Origin of the sequence: Staphylococcus sp. AntiMn-1 (genome assembly GCF_001663395.1) — a bacterium.
Classification (GTDB): domain Bacteria; phylum Bacillota; class Bacilli; order Staphylococcales; family Staphylococcaceae; genus Staphylococcus; species Staphylococcus equorum.
In genome coordinates this window covers 1,905,291-1,922,437 of record NZ_CP012968.1, presented here as the reverse complement: position 1 = coordinate 1,922,437, position 17,147 = coordinate 1,905,291, and the positions used below count along the sequence as shown (strand labels likewise).

Sequence of the window (17,147 nt, the reverse complement as noted above, 5' to 3'; positions counted from 1 at the left end):
CTTGAATTACAGTTTTTATTTTTTTAAACAAGTAATTACCATTGCATATGCGACTTAACCATCACTTTTATTTCCCATTACCATCAACCAAGCCAAACTTAATATTAATTTACGTTATCTTAACAATTCCTTTGAATTAGCTTTGTTACAATATAATTAAATTTTAAATTTAAAGGGGAATGGTTTTGAAGAAATTAACTTGGTCATTAATCACATCTATGGCATTAGCAACTACTGTCATAGCACCTAGTACACTTCACGCAACGACAGCAGAGCAGAGTACGAAAGATACAAAAGATAGTTCGACAAAAAGTATAGAGATTCACGATATCCAAGGCGAAGGTCATCAATCACCTTACGATGGCAAAAAAGTAAACAACATAAAAGGCATTGTTACATATCAATATGAATTAAATGGTGGCAAGTACTTACATATTGAAACACCTGACGATAAACAGGATAATAACCCAAATACATCTGAGGGGCTTATCATTTATACGGGTAATCAAAATTACGACGCCCAAAAAGGTGACTTAGTTAATGTTACGGGCACTGTCGATGAATATTATATTGACGGTTATGGCGATAAACAAGAAACTGACTTACCAGTAACTCAAATTAATGCGCGTGACGATAAAGGTGGCAATGTGTCTATTCAAGAAAGTAACCAAAAATTGCCCGAGCCTTATGAGATTGAAAAAGTACCAAGCAAAATTTCTGCAAACGATAACTTTCAGACCTTTGATCGTGAGCAATACGCAATTGACTACTGGGAATCGCTAGAGGGCATGCGTGTTGAAGTTGGCGATGTCAGAAGTGTTGGCCCACAAGAACACGGTGACCTTTTCACTGTTTTAGACGACCAATCTGCTGAAACTGACAATGGCGGTGTACGTTTAACAGAAAATGACCAGCATGGTGAACGTATTCCTTTTAAAATGTATGATAATAATAAAGCGCGTGATTTTGATGTAGCAACAGGCGATAAATTTAAAGGTCCAATTATTGGTCATGTGAATTATGGATTCCAAAATTACAAATTAAATGTAGATTTAGATGACATGAAACAAGCACATGTCGAGGGTGACACTGAACCACAACCAACTTCCATTGAACCGAGTAATCAAAAGCTCAATGTTGCATCTTATAATTTAGAAAATTTCTCTAACAATTCATCATCTACAACAGAGGATAAAGCGGATAAAATAGCGAATGGTATCACGGAACACATGAAAAACCCTGATATTATCGGCGTGACTGAAGTACAAGATAATGACGGACCAAAAGAAGGCGGACCAGAAGCTAATAAATCTTATGAGCGCTTAATTAAAGATATTGAAGAAGCTGGTGGTCCTAAATATAAATATTTAAATATCGATCCTTCAATGAATGAAGACGGCGGACAGCCTGATGCAAATATTCGTGTTGGTTTCTTATACAATCCTAAGCGTGTTCAATTTGATAAATCTATTGAATCTGGAGATGCGGACACAGCAGTCTCATATAAAGATGGCGATTTAACATTAAATCCAGGTCGCATCGACCCAAATAACCCTGCCTTTGATGATTCTAGAAAACCATTGGCTGCTCAATTTAAATTCCATGGCGAACAAGTCATCGTATTAGCGAATCATTGGAACTCTAAAAATGGTGATACACCGCTATTCGGTAGTCAACAACCACCTGTATTAGAAAGTGAAAATCAGCGTGTTGAAATTGCGAAGTCAGTTGGACGTTTTGTAGAACAAGTTCAAAAAGACAACCCTAATGCAAATATCGTATCCGTTGGCGATTATAATGATTTCCAATGGTCAAAACCGTTAAAAACATTTGAAAGTTTTAATATGAGCAATATGATTTACGATTTACCTGAAAACGAACGTTATTCATACAATTATCAAGGTAATTCGCAAGCACTTGATCACATATTCGTTTCAAATAACTTGAAAAACCATACAGAATTAGATCCAATTCATGTAAACAGTGATTTCACTGATATGTCAGGTCGTGCGAGTGATCATGATCCACTATTAGCTCAAATTGATTTAAAACAGGCTCGTAAAGATGAAAAAACTAAATAGGCACAAAAAATCGACAAAATCATAAGACTTTGTCGACAGAATGGAACGAGGATGCCATGCATCACTCGTTCTTTTTTTATAATAAGACGTCATTGCTCAACTAAATATACTTTTTCAGAGTAACAACGTACACTATCCATTTTTCCCTCTAAAAATTCATTCCATTTTACATTTCTATTTAGCTCACTCTGTTCTTTTAAAATGGTTAATGGCACTTGTAAGTTAAGACAGCGACCAGAAATGTTAAAACGTGTGACACCGGCTGGGACAGTTTCTCCTCTATTGACAATTGTTTCGATTTCTTGAAAACCAAGCGGCTGATATTTCATCAAAATATGCTGGTTAGATACACAATTATTATCACTCTGTGCAATACGTTCCACATCATAGGTTTGACTATAACTGGCAACGACCTTTGCCCACGCTTCTAGTTTCTGTTCTCCTAAATCTTCTACATATAAATATTGTTCGTCATAGCCTTTGCACATTGTAATAAATGGCGTGGCATTTTTAATTTCTGTCGTCCATGGCAAACTGTTATCTTGTCGCAAAGTTTCCCACCACTGACCAATAGCCACTTTATGGTTCCATGTACTAATTGAATATTGTGTCTCATTAATATCTTGCACTGGTACAACGCGACATCCAAGTGCCTTGAGACTCGTGAAACGATGCACACCGTCGATGACCATATATCTACCTGACTGTGTTTGTGTAACTAACACTGGATGTCTCATAATTTGTTCCGCTTCAATACTTTGCTTTGTCTTTTCTAAACGCTTTTGCTCAAATGTTTCGTGTAAGTCTATGTGTTCCACTGGTACAAGTTTTAATGCTTTATACATTTGTTCCATTTTAGTCCTCCTTATTGATCAGATAAATAGATAAATGTCGGATGTGGATGACTTAAAAAATCATGGTGAGAAATAGACCAACCATAAGCGCCAGCGTAATTAAATATTACGACATCCCCAGTTCTTACAGATTTTACTGGTGTTTCTTTTGAGAAAACATCTTTCGGCGTGCAGAGTTGACCGACGAATGTCACCTTTTCATTTGCGACTTCCATGCGTTCAAAGTGATAAGGGTTATGGTCAATATGACATATTTCAAAAGGATGGTTGTGTTGCCATGATACTGGAAGTCTGAATTGTTGCGTGCCCCCTGTTAAAATAGCGTAATACGCATTATGCACTTGCTTGATATCAATGACTTCAGTCGCATAGTAACCGATATGCGCAACTAAGTAACGGCCACACTCAAAGTTCAACGTAACATCATTCATCGCTTCTTCATTAATCACGTCTTGAAAGCCTTCAACAAATTTCTGCCATTTGAATTGTTGATTTAAATCTGCGTAATTGACTCCGATACCTCCACCCATATTGATATGTTTCAGTGGAAATTGAAAAGCTTCTGACCATATTTTGGCTTTATGAAAATAGAGTCGCATGACATCTAAATGTAACGCTGCATCTAAGTTATTTGAAATAGAATGAAAATGAAACCCTTCTAAGTTGATATGCGGTAGTTCAAGTGCAAGTTTAATTGCTTGTTCGACTTCATTTTCCGATATACCAAATTGGGTTGGGCGTCCTGCCATGTGTAGCGTCGCATTGGGGAAAGGTCCTGATAAATTCACACGTAATAAGACATCCATCTGTTTATTTTTGGTACCTAGGATAGCATTTAACCTTTTTAATTCGTATATACTTTCAACGTGAATGCGTTGAATGCCTTGATCGATGGCAAATGTTAATTCTTCGTCTGTTTTTCCTGGGCCACCAAAAATAATACGGTTCGCTTTTTTATGTGCTAAGCCTTTTTGTATTTCACCTTGAGATGCAACTTCAAATCCAGCAACGGATTCACTCATCGTTGCTAAAATGTCATCTTCGCTATTCGCTTTCATCGCATAATACATCTCACAGTTCTCTGGTAAGGACGACACGATTTTATGCATATGTTGACGTAATGCGTTTAAATCATATATATAATGACAAACAGGTGCGCCAGTTTGCTTTATCTCTTTAATTTTGTCGAATATTTGTGGCACGTTCGACTCCTCCTTTAAATGAGGTTAATTCTGATTTTAAGTTACGGTAGAGTTTGCCACGGTCGTCTCCAAGTACAAACGTATTAACACCACGTTGTGCCCATATATCTTGTTGTTCTTTATTTCTTGGTAAGGCACAAAAGTGTTTATTATAATCACTTGTCACGTCATGCATGTAACGTAATGCTGATTGTACGACTTCACTGCTCGTTTCCCATGGCATGCCAAACGATTGCGATAAATCGGCAGCACCTTCAATAATCATGTCTAAGCCTTCAACTTGTACAATGTCTTCTATGGCACTGATGCCCTCTTGATCTTCAATCATCGCCATGACAATAATTTTGTCGTTTGCGTTCGCCATGTAATCTGTTAATGGAATTTCACCAAACTTGGCCATACGTCCACCATTTAAACTGCGCATACCTTGAGGATAATAGCGACTTAATTCCACAATATGTTCTACGGTCGCTTTATCTTTAACATGAGGGATAATAATACCTCTTGCGCCCATGTCTAACACTTTGATAATATCTCGATCAATGACTTGAGTGACCCTGACAATTGGCGTGATTTGCGCTGCTTCAGCTGCACGAATTAAATGTTCTAACGTTTCATCGTTAATGGCAGCATGTTCAGTATCTATAATTACAAAATCATAACCACTCGCTGCGATGATTTCAATAACAAGTGGATTTGGAATCGAATTGAAAATGCCATAGACTTCAGCGTCTTGTGCCAATTTATCTTTGAGGGATAACGTCATCATGATGAATCACTCCTAACGGGTTAGTTACGTGATGGATTCTTATTTCCGTATCCTCTAATAATCTTCTTGTCGTTAATTTTTCTACTTGTATCGTTTTTTCAAACAAATCAAAGTGCTCATAATTAGGTAAGTCAGGATGGGTTTGACGATACTGCTCGATTTCATCGTATATATACATCCATTGTTGATGTTCGCTCAAATTGTAGTGACGTTCAAAGAACATAATGATTTCAGAAATATTAATAAAGAAAAATGCGTCTAAAGCAAAATCTCTAACAAGTTCCACATCTTCTGTTTCGATAAATGAATTACGATTAATTTTCTTATGTTCCTCTGGTGTGTCTTTTAATTGAGGATTTTGTGCCTCTGTACTTAGTAATCCACGTTTAAAACGCACACCATCATGAAAATCTTTAATTGCTACACGTGTTGGCCAACCGTCTTCATGAATGAGCATCATGTTTTGCGCATGTGATTCAAGCGCAATACCGTGATAATAAAGCATATGGATAATCGGTTGCACTGCAACTTTGATAAATTGTCTAACCCAAGCTGCTACACCATATTGTGCAATCCATTGCTGAATAATTGGATTCTGTCGTTGGTCTAAACTATAAATCGCATTAAACGGTATCGCATCTTCTGTTTCAGTTAAGTAACTGTGTAAGTTCTCTCGCCATATGACAGATACTGCACCATATATTGCTTCACGCTTTGATTCAGTTAAATTATCATTAATATAAGACATACCTAATATTTCACCTAAGAATACTGTTTTTAATTCCTTATTTAGATAGCTATCTTGTTCATGAATATGCTTTAACCAATCTGTAATTTGCGCTGCATTCTCGATCGTATGTGGCGCTAATACACGTTTAGTGGATGTATTCGTAATGCTTAAGGGCACTTTAATATAATATTTAGACGTGTCCACAGGTGATAATGTACGAATCGATTGTTGCGGTGTATAGTATTCTTCCGATTCGCCTAGTAATATAATTTCACCATTAATCCATTGTTCAGCAAGTTCACTCGCAATAATGTGATCAAATTGCCAAGGATGCACAGGCAACCACTCATAGTCTGCTAATGATTTGTCTAATGCTAGTAGCACTTCTTTAAACTGCTGCACAACTTCATCACCTAATTGTTGTTGAAGTAAGTCTTGCGCTTCAATATTTCGAGAGACAGTTTGTTCAATATATTGTTTGGGAATTGCGAGCCATTTCAATGTAAATGTCGGTTGGAAATCAGGGCCATATTGCAAATTATCTACAGGCGTAAAACCAAGGCGTGATTTATAACTTGGGTGATAAGGATGGCCTTCCATCGCATAAGATTCAAGTGCATCGAACGTTAATTTAACACTACCCGCAGTCATCTCTTTATATCGCACGGCTTGTGTATCTTTCAGCTCCGTTTGTAGTAATTCGTTGATAAACGCCTCAACTTTTTCATTGTTTTTCTCAAATGTATATATAACTTCTCGTAACATTGTAGCGTAATCAACTGTTACTGCTGAATCGCCATCACCTGTGATGCGCCATACGGGTGACGTAAGTTCTAGCCTTTGAAAGCTGTCTAATTCTCTCACTTCAGTGCGATACGTTGCGTCTTCAGCTTCAATGGTAACTATCGAAGTAGCACCTTGTTGTGTCACCTCATATTGCACAACATCCTCATATATAATAGAAGTTACAAGTTGATTCATAATGCGTTGCTTTACTTGTTGTTCAATATTGTGCATCATGTTGTCGTACCTCCTCTTCCATAAACATTGGGTTCGGTATATTGGTATAAAGTGGGTTATCGCCGCAATCTTTTATTTTGCTCATAAAGTTTGCTTTTGCTGAAATTGTTGGACTTTCGTATAGGTCATCCACATAGACTTTCATTTGTGTGGATGTACTTGCGTCTTGAGACCAATTCAGCAATTTATTGCGAACCGTTTGCCATAATGTCGTTTCACTGCCAACGCGTTTGCCCATTGTAGCGACCAAATGTCCTAAATGATTTACAATAATGTAGTATTTAAAACGATGCCACGCCGCTTCATTACTATAGACAACTGGACTATCGCTTTGTATTATATTAGGAATAATTTGCCCGCGCTTTGCGATATCTTCTGCTATACATACACCTTCCAAATCTCTGACATAACACACTTGCGGATGGCCATTTTTAAATTCAATCAAAGTATTTTGTACATGTGCTTCTAAACTAATGCCAGTTTCAGATAGTAATTCAAGCATTGGATATAAGGTAATGTCTAAATATGCACTTAACCATTCCACATCCGACAAACCGCTTTGAGTAATCAAGTCTCCTAACATAGAATCCGGCTCATGTGGCATGGTTTCAAATAGACTGGCTAACACGTGAATTTGTTTCTCCAAATGATAATCTTCAATACCTTCACGCACGATCATTGCAGTGTTTGCTAATAAATCAAAAGCCCCTGCTTCAGACGAATATTTCAATGCACGATAACCTTCTTCAAACATCAGTTTAAAATGCTTTGTTTCATAGTCTGTTTTTATCGATGCGATGACATTTGCAGCATCAATCGTTCGTTCTACTTGTTCATAATCATTCGTTCTTACGAAGTTTGTGATTTTGACATTTATCGGTAATTTCAAGTAAATGTTAAGCTCTTTTGAAAATACCGTGCGAACAGAAGACGTTGGATAGACATAATGTCCGCTGATACCGATGTCTTTAATTAAGCCGTTATCCATCCATTGTTTAAACTTAGCGTTATCTTTTAATACGGTTATTTGATATGGATGCAAGGGTAACAATGTATAACCGTCGTCTATGTCATCAGAATCTAACTGTGCCAACTGTAATACCAATTCATTTACTGCGGCAGCTCTACCTTCCACATACCGTTCTAGCATGATAGAACGATTAACTTGTATATAATACAGTTGAAATTGTGCGTGGCACTCTGGTGCATAATGCAATAAATCTTCTTCGCTAAATCCGACAGAACTTTTGGGTGTTGGATGAAACGGATGACCTAAATAAAGGGATTGTTCCGAAATAATATACTCATCTTCTGTTTGTTGTTGTTGCGCACGTGTTAAATAGAGTGCAGTGCGTTTTACACTATTGTTAATATCTTTATAAATATTGTGTAGTGTTGCTTTTAATCCGGTTTTATCTTCATCTCCTGTTTGTTGTTCGAGCATCTCAAACACGTGCTCAATCACTTCCATTGGTGCTAACTGTGAAGACGTGCCATTGTCTTGTGCACACATCACTGGGTGGTATGTGTTATGACCCATTACTGACCAATAATTAAATTTACCTATTAACGTTTTAGACGGCCCGAGCGTGATGTGCCACATGTTTTGCTCTGGCTGCGCATTGTACAAATTTTGTTCTCTAAAATATACATTCAATATACGTTCTACAGCTGCTTGTTCAGCTATTTCAATATTCTGATTACTTTGCACGTTTATTATTCAACTCCCATACATTCATTGTTAATTTATAATCTTTCACAGTGTTTAATTGAGATGATAATAAGACAACACAACTGCTTATAAATATGCCACCCATCACGATAAATGTAACCGTAGGGTTATAGCTACTTGTAATCACAGCGCCTAACATACTGCCTGCTACTTGTCCTACAACTAGCATACTGTTTGTGGAACCAACGAAAGTGCCTTTTAAATCTTGATGACATGACTTAACAACGACATACATCACACTTTGAATTAATGCACTATACGTAAAGCCTTGTATCACTCTAAAAATCATTAACATCCATAGTGTAGTGGACAGACCTTGGAATATAACACTTAAGCCACAAATGAGTGCAGTGATTAAATAGACATATTTGACGTAGTTTTTATCATTTAAGCTTCCCCATAATGGAGCACTTAAAATAGAAGCAGTCCAAAATGCAGATTGAACAAGACCTACTGCCGCTTTATCATCTAAAAATGTCTGGTTGGCGCCAGTTGTTAAAGGGGCGAGTGCAGTCATCATGCCATACATCGCAAGATTGGCAAGTATACCAACGATAATGAAGCGACATGTCACTTGCGAACACAGTAAACATTTAAATGATTGTCTTACACCACAACGTATAGGTTCTGGTTCGCTACTGTTATGCTGATGTGTGGTTTCTATAAGTAACTTAATACCTACTGCACAGACAATAAATGTCAAAATAGCAATCACTAACAGTAACGACTGAAATCCAACAATACTTGCTGCAACGCCTCCGATAAGTGGTCCCACAAGAGAGCCCGCACTAATAGAACTTTGCAATTTCCCAAGTACTTTACCACGCATTTTTTCAGGTGCTTCACTCGTCGCAAATGCATTAGAAGCATCTACGACACCGCCAAATAAACCTTGTAATAATCTGACTAACACAAACTGCAGTGGCGTCGTACAGAGTGACATCAATAATAAACAAACTGCTAAACCTAATAATGCACGGAGTACCATCCATTTTCGGCTGATTCTATCGCCAAGTTTGCCCCACAGCGGTGATGAAATCATCGTTGTGATAGCGGGCGCTGCAATTGCAATCCCACTCCACATTTGAATTTCTGTAACAGATAAATCCTTGAGCGATGCAATATAGATTGGCAACAAAGGAACGAGTACGGTCAGTCCAGCTATCGAAATAAACTGGCTCAGCCATAATATGCGAAAGTTCCTATACCAAATCGCTTCACTGTTCATGACGCATCATTGGGTTTGGTATTGTCCCAATACTGGATGGCATGCTACCGCCACCTGATTCTTGTTGATGTAAAAGTGGTAAGAGTACGCGTTTAAAAGGCCACGTTTGCTTCTCGAACAAAATATGTTGCATTTGTGCTTTATCCACTTCCGAACAATCCATCTGCTGCACATGCTTTGAAAGTGATGATTTAATTTTATTCATTAACATTAGTTCATCCAATCCAAAGACGTGATGTAGCATATCTACAATTGCATATAAATTCACTGATACTGCTAATGTTTGAAAATATGTAAAGAATGTTTCTATATCTTCATTAATTAACGTATTTGGAGAATTTTTGCTTATCGCATATTGTGGAATATCAATGTTATTTTCATACATCCACCGTGGATAAATACGCACTGTATCGTGATCTCTCAATATAAATTGATCCACGTGCCCTTCTTTAAATAAAATTAAAATATTTTGTCCATGTACTTCTGGTAAGACACCATTTTGCATAAATTTAAGCATAATATGAAGAAATTGATCTATCATCTCATCAAATAACACTTCTAATTGCTGACTTTCCATTTGATCTTGGGCTATGCCAAGAATATCTTCATATAATGTGGCATCATGTGCCGCTAATGCAGCCATCGATACGAGTTGTGACGATGGTGCTGTCACTTGCTTAGGATAACTTCTAATCTGTGTTGTCAGATGGCCTATTTGATCTTGGAATATATCTTTATCTGCATTAATAAACGATAGCCACTGCTTTTCATTACACAGCGCTACCTTATTTTCTAAAGTGCTGTCTTGAGCTATAATTTCACTTAATAATTGTTCTGCCTTTTCACCATTTAACAAGTAGCGTGTCGGTGTTAACCTCAGTGCACCTAATGACTGCATTGAAAACGGCACCTTAATATGCTGAAACGGACGTTGAATATCAATAAGCGAGCGCATAGATGATGAGGGTAGAAACTCGCCGAACTCATAATCTAATGGCACAATGATGCGCGCTGCGATTTCTGCTTGAAACATTTCGGGAATCACATGTGTCATTTGCCAAGGATGTACAGGAAATACTATATACGACTCTGAAGATAAACCTGCAGACTCAAGCGTGTGTGCCAATATATCCTCATCTTCGATTGCTAATGCTTTATTGAGTAAGCTTTCGTTTAAATACTCACTCTTTAAAATGTAATCACGATGTATCGCGACCGTTTTTAAAGAAAAAGTTTTAAAATATTCGGGTTGATATTGTTGATAATCTTCTGTATCTAAACCACGTTTTTCTTTAGCTAAAGGATGAAATGGACGATCCTTTAAACTCGCAAACTGTTCTGATTTGATAAAGGGATGCTCTGATAAGGTTAATCCTGCTAATTGGGCTGTTAACTGATCTATCGCAACTTCTAGGCCTTCTCGAAAACGTACTGTATTCAATTCACGGCTCGACGGTGCATTCATTTCAACTAATGCATCCCATAACGCTAAAGCATTGATCTCGTGTTGTTCGTCATTGTCTTTTACAAAGACGGTCGTTCCTTTTAATCTATAAATATTTAAACCACTATGATAAACAGGTATATAGAGCACCTTATCTTCATTGCCATATTTCAATATCGTATCTGAAGCGATTTGCAATGCTTCACTTTTTGTCAAAAGACCAAAGACATCTTCAAATAATAGACCATCCACTAGATCTCTTAAAATAGTAGTGTGTGCATGATTTTGTTGATGATTCGCTGTGACTTCTATCACTGTACGACACTCCTTAATATAGACTTAATGTTGTTCCGATTTGCTGTTGCTTAGCTTCTTTATAAATATAATAAGCACTTGAAATATCTTCGATTGCCATACCCATTGGATTTAATAAAATAATTTCGTCATCATTTTCTCTTCCTGGTTTAGCACCCGTTAATAATTCTCCTAATTCAGCATGTAAGGCTTCCCTACTAAAGCGCCCTTCTAATACAAGTTGGTTAATTGTCTTTTTCTCGCGATTTGCTTGTGACCAATCGTCTACCAAGACTTTATCTGCTTGTGTAAAGACGTCTTTTTTAATATCCATAATTGAAATATTGCTGATAAATGTGCCTTTTTGAATCCAATCATATTCAATGTAAGGTTTGTCCGTAACTGTACAAGTAATGACTACCTCTCCATTTTCAACTGCTTCTTTCGCTGTTGTCGCTTGAACAAAGTGAATATCTGGACGTGCTTCGGTCCATTTTTCAATAAAATTAGCGCTGGCTTTTTCAAATTGATCAAAAACATATACTTGTTTAATATGATCAAATTGCTCTAACATACTTTGCAATTGTCTATCACCGATTAGACCACAGCCAATAATTGTTAATGCTTCAAATCCTTTTTTTGCTAATTTCTGAGCAGCAATGACCGAAACAGCCGCCGTTCTCATACTACTAATTAAGCTCGCTTCCATCACTGCAATGGGATAGTTTGTTTCAGGATCATTCAAGATAATGACACCACTTGCACGTTCTATCTTACGTTCTGAAGGATTGTCATGTTTACTTCCAATCCATTTAATACCTGATACTGGATCTTGACCGCCAATATGACTTGGCATGGCAATAATACGATCCGCAATATGTCCTTCTGTACCATTTGCGCGTAAATATGGCTTTAATGGTTGCACAAAATCTTTATTCGCATGGGCTTTTAATGCTTCAGTTAATGCATTTACATAAACTGTTGAATGATTACCTCCTGCTTGTTCAACATCTGATCTATTTAAATACAACATGTCTTTGTTCATCGTGTTAGCGCTCCTTTTTTGTTTTTCACTTCATCAAACCATTCATCTGAATAAACTAAATCTAAATAGCGATCGCCTCTGTCAGGTAAAATCGTCACAATTGTTTTATCTTTAGCAATTGAATCAATGACTTTTTCAATCGCTGATATAATTGAACCTGTTGATCCTCCTGCAAAAATACCTTCATAATCAACTAAGCGCTTACATCCAAGTGCTGATTGGTAGTCATCCACATGAACAACTTGGTCTATTTCTTCTTTATTTAAAATTTCAGGCACTCTACTCGCGCCAATACCTGGTAATTCTCTATCTGTAGGCGTTTCACCAAAAATAACTGACCCTTTCGCATCCACCGCAATAATATGTGCATTCGGGTGATATTCTTTGATCTTTCTACTCATGCCCATAATGCTACCTGTAGTACTCACTGGCGCTATAAAATAATCAATTGGAGTTTCTATTTGCTCTACGATTTCTGCACCAGCACCATGATAATGTGCTTTCCAATTTAATTCATTTGCATATTGATTAATCCAATATGCGTTGTCAGTGGAATCAAGTAATTCACGAACACGTTGAATACGTGTCATTAAATACCCACCATTTTCATCCGCTTCGTTTACCATATCTATATTTGCACCATAACTTTTAATAATTTTTAAATTTGTTTCTGAAATTTTCGGGTCTACCACACATGTTAGTGTTAATCCTTTTATCTTAGCGATCATTGCTAGAGCAATACCTAAATTTCCTGAAGTACTCTCAATTAAATGTGTACCTTTAGTAATTGTTCCTTTTTTAAAACCATCTTCAATGATGTATTGAGCTGGTCTATCTTTCATACTGCCGCCTGGATTCATATATTCTAATTTTGCGTAAACATTATGTTCCGGGAACAGTTGCTGGAGCTGTATCATTGGCGTTTTGCCTATACATGAAAGTAAAGAATCATGACAATGCTTAGGTTCTTGTCTCACTTAAATTCCTCCTAAAAAATATGGATTATTAATAACACTACAATACTGATAACGATTATCATTATCAATAAACTGTATTCTAGGTATCCTTTCTAAAAATGTCAAATCTTTATTTAATTTTTAAAAAAATTAAAAATTTTTGTTGACATATCGTTTACTTTATAAGATATTAGGATTGATAATGATTATCAATCCAAGTTGGAGGTTTTAGAGAAATGAAGCATTTAACAAAAGTATTCATTACTGTTTTAGTAGCCGTTATGGTGTTAGCAGCTTGTGGAAATGGGGAGTCCGAAAAGTCATCGGAGTCAAAAGAAGATAGTAAAACAACCAAGATCAAACATGCTATGGGGACCACTGAAATTAAAGGAAAACCAAAACGTGTCGTAACATTATATCAAGGCGCGACTGATGTATCTGTCGCATTAGGTGTCAAGCCTGTCGGTGCTGTAGAATCTTGGACGCAACAACCTAAATATGATTACATAAAAGACGACCTAAAAGATACAAATATAGTAGGTCAAGAACCTTCACCAAACTTAGAAGAAATATCTAAGTTAAAACCAGATTTAATCATCGGTTCTAAAGTCAGAAATGAAAAACAATATGAACAACTTTCTAAAATCGCACCAACAATTACGCACGATACGGTGTATAAATTTCAAGATACAACGAAAATGATGGGTAAAGCACTCGGTAAAGAAGACAAAGCTGATGAGTTATTAAAGAAATATGATGATAAAGTTGCACAATTTAAAAAAGATGCAAAAGCTAAGTATGGAGAACAATGGCCAATGTCAGCTTCAGTTATCAACTTCAGACCAGATCATGCACGTATTTATGCAAGTGGTTACGCTGGAGACATCTTACATGACTTAGGATTTAAACGACCAGAAGGACAACAAAAACAAGTTGATAAAGGTAAAGACATCATTCAATTAACATCTAAAGAAAGCATTCCACTTATGGATGCTGATCATATATTTATGTTCAAGTCCAACACTACTGATAAAGACGCAGAGTTAACTAAGAAGACAGAAGCAGATTGGACATCAAGTAATCAATGGAAAAACTTAAATGCAGTAAAAAATGATGAAGTTTCAAAAAATGTAGATGAAATCACATGGAACATGGCTGGTGGTTATACTTCATCTCTTGAACTCATTGATGATTTATACAAAAAATTAGATATTGAAAAACAATCTTAATCAATAAGGAGTTACCTCATGTTACTTAAACCGCGGTATAAATTAATGCTTTCTGGTTTATGCCTTATCGTTGTAACGATTTTAAGTTTAATAATTGGAAACACGCTTGTATCACTTTCAGAGTTGGTACAAGCGTTGTTCCACTTTAATAGCAATAACGATATACATATTCTACTTGCCGAATCACGCGCATCAAGAACAATCATTGCTCTACTTACCGGCGCGGCGTTCTCTGTATCTGGTTTGCTTATGCAAGTATTAACACGTAATCCAATTGCTTCACCTGGACTGTTCGGTGTTAATTCAGGCGCCGTGTTCTTCGTGATTTGTGGCTTAACATTTTTTAAAGTGCAATCATTTGAAGCGCTCATAACTATTTCATTTATCGGGGCAATTATTGTAACTGTTCTTGTCATTACACTTGGCATGTTTAAACAAGCGCAATTTTCACCTAAACGTGTGATATTGGCTGGCGCAGCGATTTCAGCATTATTCGGAGCATTTACACAGGGCATTTTAATTATGAACCAAAGCAATTTACAAAGTTTTCTGTTTTGGCTAAGTGGTTCTGTTGCTATGCGTAATGTGTGGGAAGTGCCTTGGGTCATTCCAATAATTATTATATTTCTGCTCATTGCCTTTGCGATGTCGTCACATATCAACATCTTAATGACGAGTGATGAAATTGCTTCTTCACTTGGTCAAAAGGTCAAATTAACAAAAATGGTTATGGTATTAACTATTAGTGCGCTTGCCGGCATTTCGGTCGCACTTGCAGGATCTATTATGTTTATCGGGTTAATCGTACCGAATATTAGTAAAAAGTTAATGCCGGCTAACTATAAATATTTAATACCTTTCACTGCGGTTAGTGGCGCTATATTAATGACATTGTCCGATATTTTAGCTAGGACAATTATTAAACCACTCGAACTTCCTATAGGTGTTATCACAGCAGTCATTGGCTCAATTACACTTATTTATATTATTAGGAAAGGAATTCAACGCATATGAATGAGACAGTCCATAAAAAAGATACTAAACGCTTAGTCATTGCCGTACTCATATTGATTGTTTTTTCAATCTTGAGTTTAATGCTGGGGTCTACTTTTATATCGTTAAATAGTATCCTTTCTTATATTATTGATCCTATTTCAAGTCCTGATCAATTTACAATCGAAGTGTTGCGCTTGCCAAGAATTATATTGGCGATTGTAGCTGGTGCAGCACTTGGCGTTAGTGGTTTGATTCTACAAAATGTACTTAAAAATCCTATCGCCTCTCCAGATATTATAGGTGTAACAGGTGGCGCAACATTTGGTGCAGTAGCATTTATTGCGTTTTTAGGAGATATTAGTGTCCATTGGCTGCCTGCGTTTTCGCTCACTGGTGCAGCTGTGGTCATGATGATTCTTATCAGTTTTCAAAAAAAAGGCAATATCCAACCAACGACATTAGTTATTATTGGTATCGCACTTCAGACGTTATTTATGGCGCTCGTTAATGGCACACTTGTGCTTACAAAACAACTTGCTGCGTCTAAAGCATATACTTGGCTTGTCGGTAGTTTATCTGGTGCCACATTTGAAAACAGTTTAATATTGGGGTTATTTATAGTGTGCACTCTGCCATTGTTGATTATCGTGCTCCCGAGAATGAAAGTATCCGTTATGCATGATAATGTTGCCACAGGTTTAGGCATAAAGGTTAATCAAACGCGACTCATTCAAATGGTGATTACAACGATCCTTGCTGGTACAGCGATTAGTTTTGTGGGTAATATTGGCTTTGTTGGTTTAATCTCACCGCATATTGCTAAAGCTTTAATTAAAGGGAATTATTTAAAGCGCTTATTGATGTCAGCGATCTTTGGCGCACTTTCCATCGTCATTGCGGATCTTATAGGCAGAACGGTATTTTTACCAAAAGAAGTTCCGGCTGGTGTGTTCATTGCTGCATTCGGCGCCCCATTCTTTATCTATTTATTATTGACTGTAAAAAAACTCTGATATGATCATATATTCTCAAATGCAAAGAACTAATACATTAAATTATGTATTAGTTCTTTTTTCTATACTAAAATCTTACGATTTTGAAAGTGCATGCTTGCCTAGGGGTATGGCTCGAGCCTGTAGTCTCTCCCTCATACTATTTCCCTGGGCGTCAGCACGTTCCAAAATCGATACAATTATACAAAATATATTTAGCTCCATTATCTCAACTGTATAAATATTATTGATTTATAGTATGATTAACTTAAGACGAATGCATGAATATTCAAAGGGGTTTTTTAAATGAGAGAATTAGTAGGAAAATGTTCTGTCTGCCAAAAAGATATTTATTGTTTAAATGGTTTCTTGAATGGTGAATATAATGACAATCACTTGTATTGCTTTGCTTGTGCATCAAATGTTGAAAAAGAATGATATTATAAAAAGCAGTCACAAATCATTAAATTTGTGACTGCTTTTTTTATACATCTATACTTGTCATATTTTGAAGAGTCCGGCCAACTAAGGAATAGTATGATTGAGGATGCATACTATAAAATAGATAACTAGAC

Annotated in this window: 14 protein-coding genes; 5 read left to right on the top strand and 9 right to left on the bottom strand. The window is 36.6% G+C overall.

Translation table 11 applies throughout. The features are described 5' to 3' along the window. The first annotated feature begins 179 nt into the window (after nt 1–179). A complete protein-coding gene (locus AOB58_RS09375) occupies nt 180–2,081 on the top strand; it encodes a DUF8508 domain-containing protein (RefSeq protein ID WP_371988350.1) in 1,902 nt (633 codons plus the stop codon). A gap of 89 nt (nt 2,082–2,170) precedes the next feature. Here the strand turns inward: AOB58_RS09375 and sbnI are convergent, their stop codons facing one another. The 9 genes from sbnI to sbnA are packed head-to-tail and all read right to left on the bottom strand — an operon-like array spanning nt 2,171 to nt 13,316. Beyond that, nucleotides 2,171–2,935 carry a bifunctional transcriptional regulator/O-phospho-L-serine synthase SbnI gene (gene sbnI / locus AOB58_RS09370; RefSeq protein ID WP_064783349.1) on the bottom strand — a complete coding sequence of 255 codons (765 nt, stop codon included), beginning with the start codon at nt 2,933–2,935 and terminating at the stop codon, nt 2,171–2,173. A gap of 11 nt (nt 2,936–2,946) precedes the next feature. Continuing rightward, nucleotides 2,947–4,137, bottom strand: a complete 1,191-nt coding sequence (locus AOB58_RS09365; protein ID WP_064783348.1) for a type III PLP-dependent enzyme — start codon at nt 4,135–4,137, stop codon at nt 2,947–2,949. Beyond that, complete coding sequence (locus tag AOB58_RS09360; RefSeq protein ID WP_064783347.1) at nt 4,112–4,906, bottom strand: HpcH/HpaI aldolase family protein; 795 nt, start codon at nt 4,904–4,906, stop codon at nt 4,112–4,114. The genes AOB58_RS09365 and AOB58_RS09360 overlap by 26 nt, the downstream gene beginning before the upstream one ends. Then, nucleotides 4,881–6,653: a staphyloferrin B biosynthesis protein SbnF gene (gene sbnF / locus AOB58_RS09355; protein WP_237283178.1), complete on the bottom strand. Its 1,773-nt coding sequence runs from the start codon at nt 6,651–6,653 to the stop codon at nt 4,881–4,883. Before sbnF ends, AOB58_RS09360 begins: the two co-directional genes overlap by 26 nt. Beyond that, entirely contained in the window at nt 6,640–8,367 is a 1,728-nt protein-coding gene (locus tag AOB58_RS09350; protein ID WP_064783345.1) for an IucA/IucC family protein, read from the bottom strand. The genes sbnF and AOB58_RS09350 overlap by 14 nt, the downstream gene beginning before the upstream one ends. Beyond that, a complete protein-coding gene (locus AOB58_RS09345; protein WP_064783344.1) occupies nt 8,357–9,616 on the bottom strand; it encodes an MFS transporter in 1,260 nt (419 codons plus the stop codon). Before AOB58_RS09345 ends, AOB58_RS09350 begins: the two co-directional genes overlap by 11 nt. After that, nucleotides 9,606–11,375, bottom strand: coding sequence for a staphyloferrin B biosynthesis protein SbnC (gene sbnC, locus AOB58_RS09340; protein WP_064783343.1), 1,770 nt, complete (start codon nt 11,373–11,375; stop codon nt 9,606–9,608). Before sbnC ends, AOB58_RS09345 begins: the two co-directional genes overlap by 11 nt. A gap of 13 nt (nt 11,376–11,388) precedes the next feature. Beyond that, nucleotides 11,389–12,399 carry a 2,3-diaminopropionate biosynthesis protein SbnB gene (gene sbnB, locus AOB58_RS09335; RefSeq protein ID WP_064783342.1) on the bottom strand — a complete coding sequence of 337 codons (1,011 nt, stop codon included), beginning with the start codon at nt 12,397–12,399 and terminating at the stop codon, nt 11,389–11,391. Then, nucleotides 12,396–13,316: a 2,3-diaminopropionate biosynthesis protein SbnA gene (gene sbnA, locus AOB58_RS09330; RefSeq protein WP_432718165.1), complete on the bottom strand. Its 921-nt coding sequence runs from the start codon at nt 13,314–13,316 to the stop codon at nt 12,396–12,398. The genes sbnB and sbnA overlap by 4 nt, the downstream gene beginning before the upstream one ends. A gap of 275 nt (nt 13,317–13,591) precedes the next feature. Between sbnA and AOB58_RS09325 the strand changes: the two genes are divergently transcribed. The 4 genes from AOB58_RS09325 to AOB58_RS13975 all read left to right on the top strand — a co-directional run bounded on the left by AOB58_RS09325 (nt 13,592) and on the right by AOB58_RS13975 (nt 17,010). Further along, nucleotides 13,592–14,584 carry an ABC transporter substrate-binding protein gene (locus AOB58_RS09325; RefSeq protein WP_064783341.1) on the top strand — a complete coding sequence of 331 codons (993 nt, stop codon included), beginning with the start codon at nt 13,592–13,594 and terminating at the stop codon, nt 14,582–14,584. 18 nt (nt 14,585–14,602) lie between these two features. Further along, nucleotides 14,603–15,598, top strand: a complete 996-nt coding sequence (locus tag AOB58_RS09320; protein WP_064783340.1) for a FecCD family ABC transporter permease — start codon at nt 14,603–14,605, stop codon at nt 15,596–15,598. Further along, nucleotides 15,595–16,593, top strand: a complete 999-nt coding sequence (locus AOB58_RS09315; protein WP_064783339.1) for a FecCD family ABC transporter permease — start codon at nt 15,595–15,597, stop codon at nt 16,591–16,593. The genes AOB58_RS09320 and AOB58_RS09315 overlap by 4 nt, the downstream gene beginning before the upstream one ends. Before the next feature lie 285 nt (nt 16,594–16,878). Then, nucleotides 16,879–17,010 carry a hypothetical protein gene (locus AOB58_RS13975; protein WP_256092634.1) on the top strand — a complete coding sequence of 44 codons (132 nt, stop codon included), beginning with the start codon at nt 16,879–16,881 and terminating at the stop codon, nt 17,008–17,010. Nucleotides 17,011–17,147 lie beyond the last annotated feature (137 nt).

Coding starts and splice junctions, on each gene's coding strand:
- AOB58_RS09320 (WP_064783340.1), top strand. CDS start 14,603: ATGTTACTTAAACCGCGGTATAAATTAATGCTTTCTGGTTTATGCCTT.
- AOB58_RS09375 (WP_371988350.1), top strand. CDS start 180: ATGGTTTTGAAGAAATTAACTTGGTCATTAATCACATCTATGGCATTA.
- AOB58_RS09345 (WP_064783344.1), bottom strand. CDS start 9,616: ATGAACAGTGAAGCGATTTGGTATAGGAACTTTCGCATATTATGGCTG.
- AOB58_RS09325 (WP_064783341.1), top strand. CDS start 13,592: ATGAAGCATTTAACAAAAGTATTCATTACTGTTTTAGTAGCCGTTATG.
- sbnF (WP_237283178.1), bottom strand. CDS start 6,653: ATGCACAATATTGAACAACAAGTAAAGCAACGCATTATGAATCAACTT.
- AOB58_RS13975 (WP_256092634.1), top strand. CDS start 16,879: ATGAGAGAATTAGTAGGAAAATGTTCTGTCTGCCAAAAAGATATTTAT.
- sbnA (WP_432718165.1), bottom strand. CDS start 13,316: ATGATACAGCTCCAGCAACTGTTCCCGGAACATAATGTTTACGCAAAA.
- AOB58_RS09360 (WP_064783347.1), bottom strand. CDS start 4,906: ATGATGACGTTATCCCTCAAAGATAAATTGGCACAAGACGCTGAAGTC.
- sbnB (WP_064783342.1), bottom strand. CDS start 12,399: ATGAACAAAGACATGTTGTATTTAAATAGATCAGATGTTGAACAAGCA.
- AOB58_RS09315 (WP_064783339.1), top strand. CDS start 15,595: ATGAATGAGACAGTCCATAAAAAAGATACTAAACGCTTAGTCATTGCC.
- sbnI (WP_064783349.1), bottom strand. CDS start 2,935: ATGGAACAAATGTATAAAGCATTAAAACTTGTACCAGTGGAACACATA.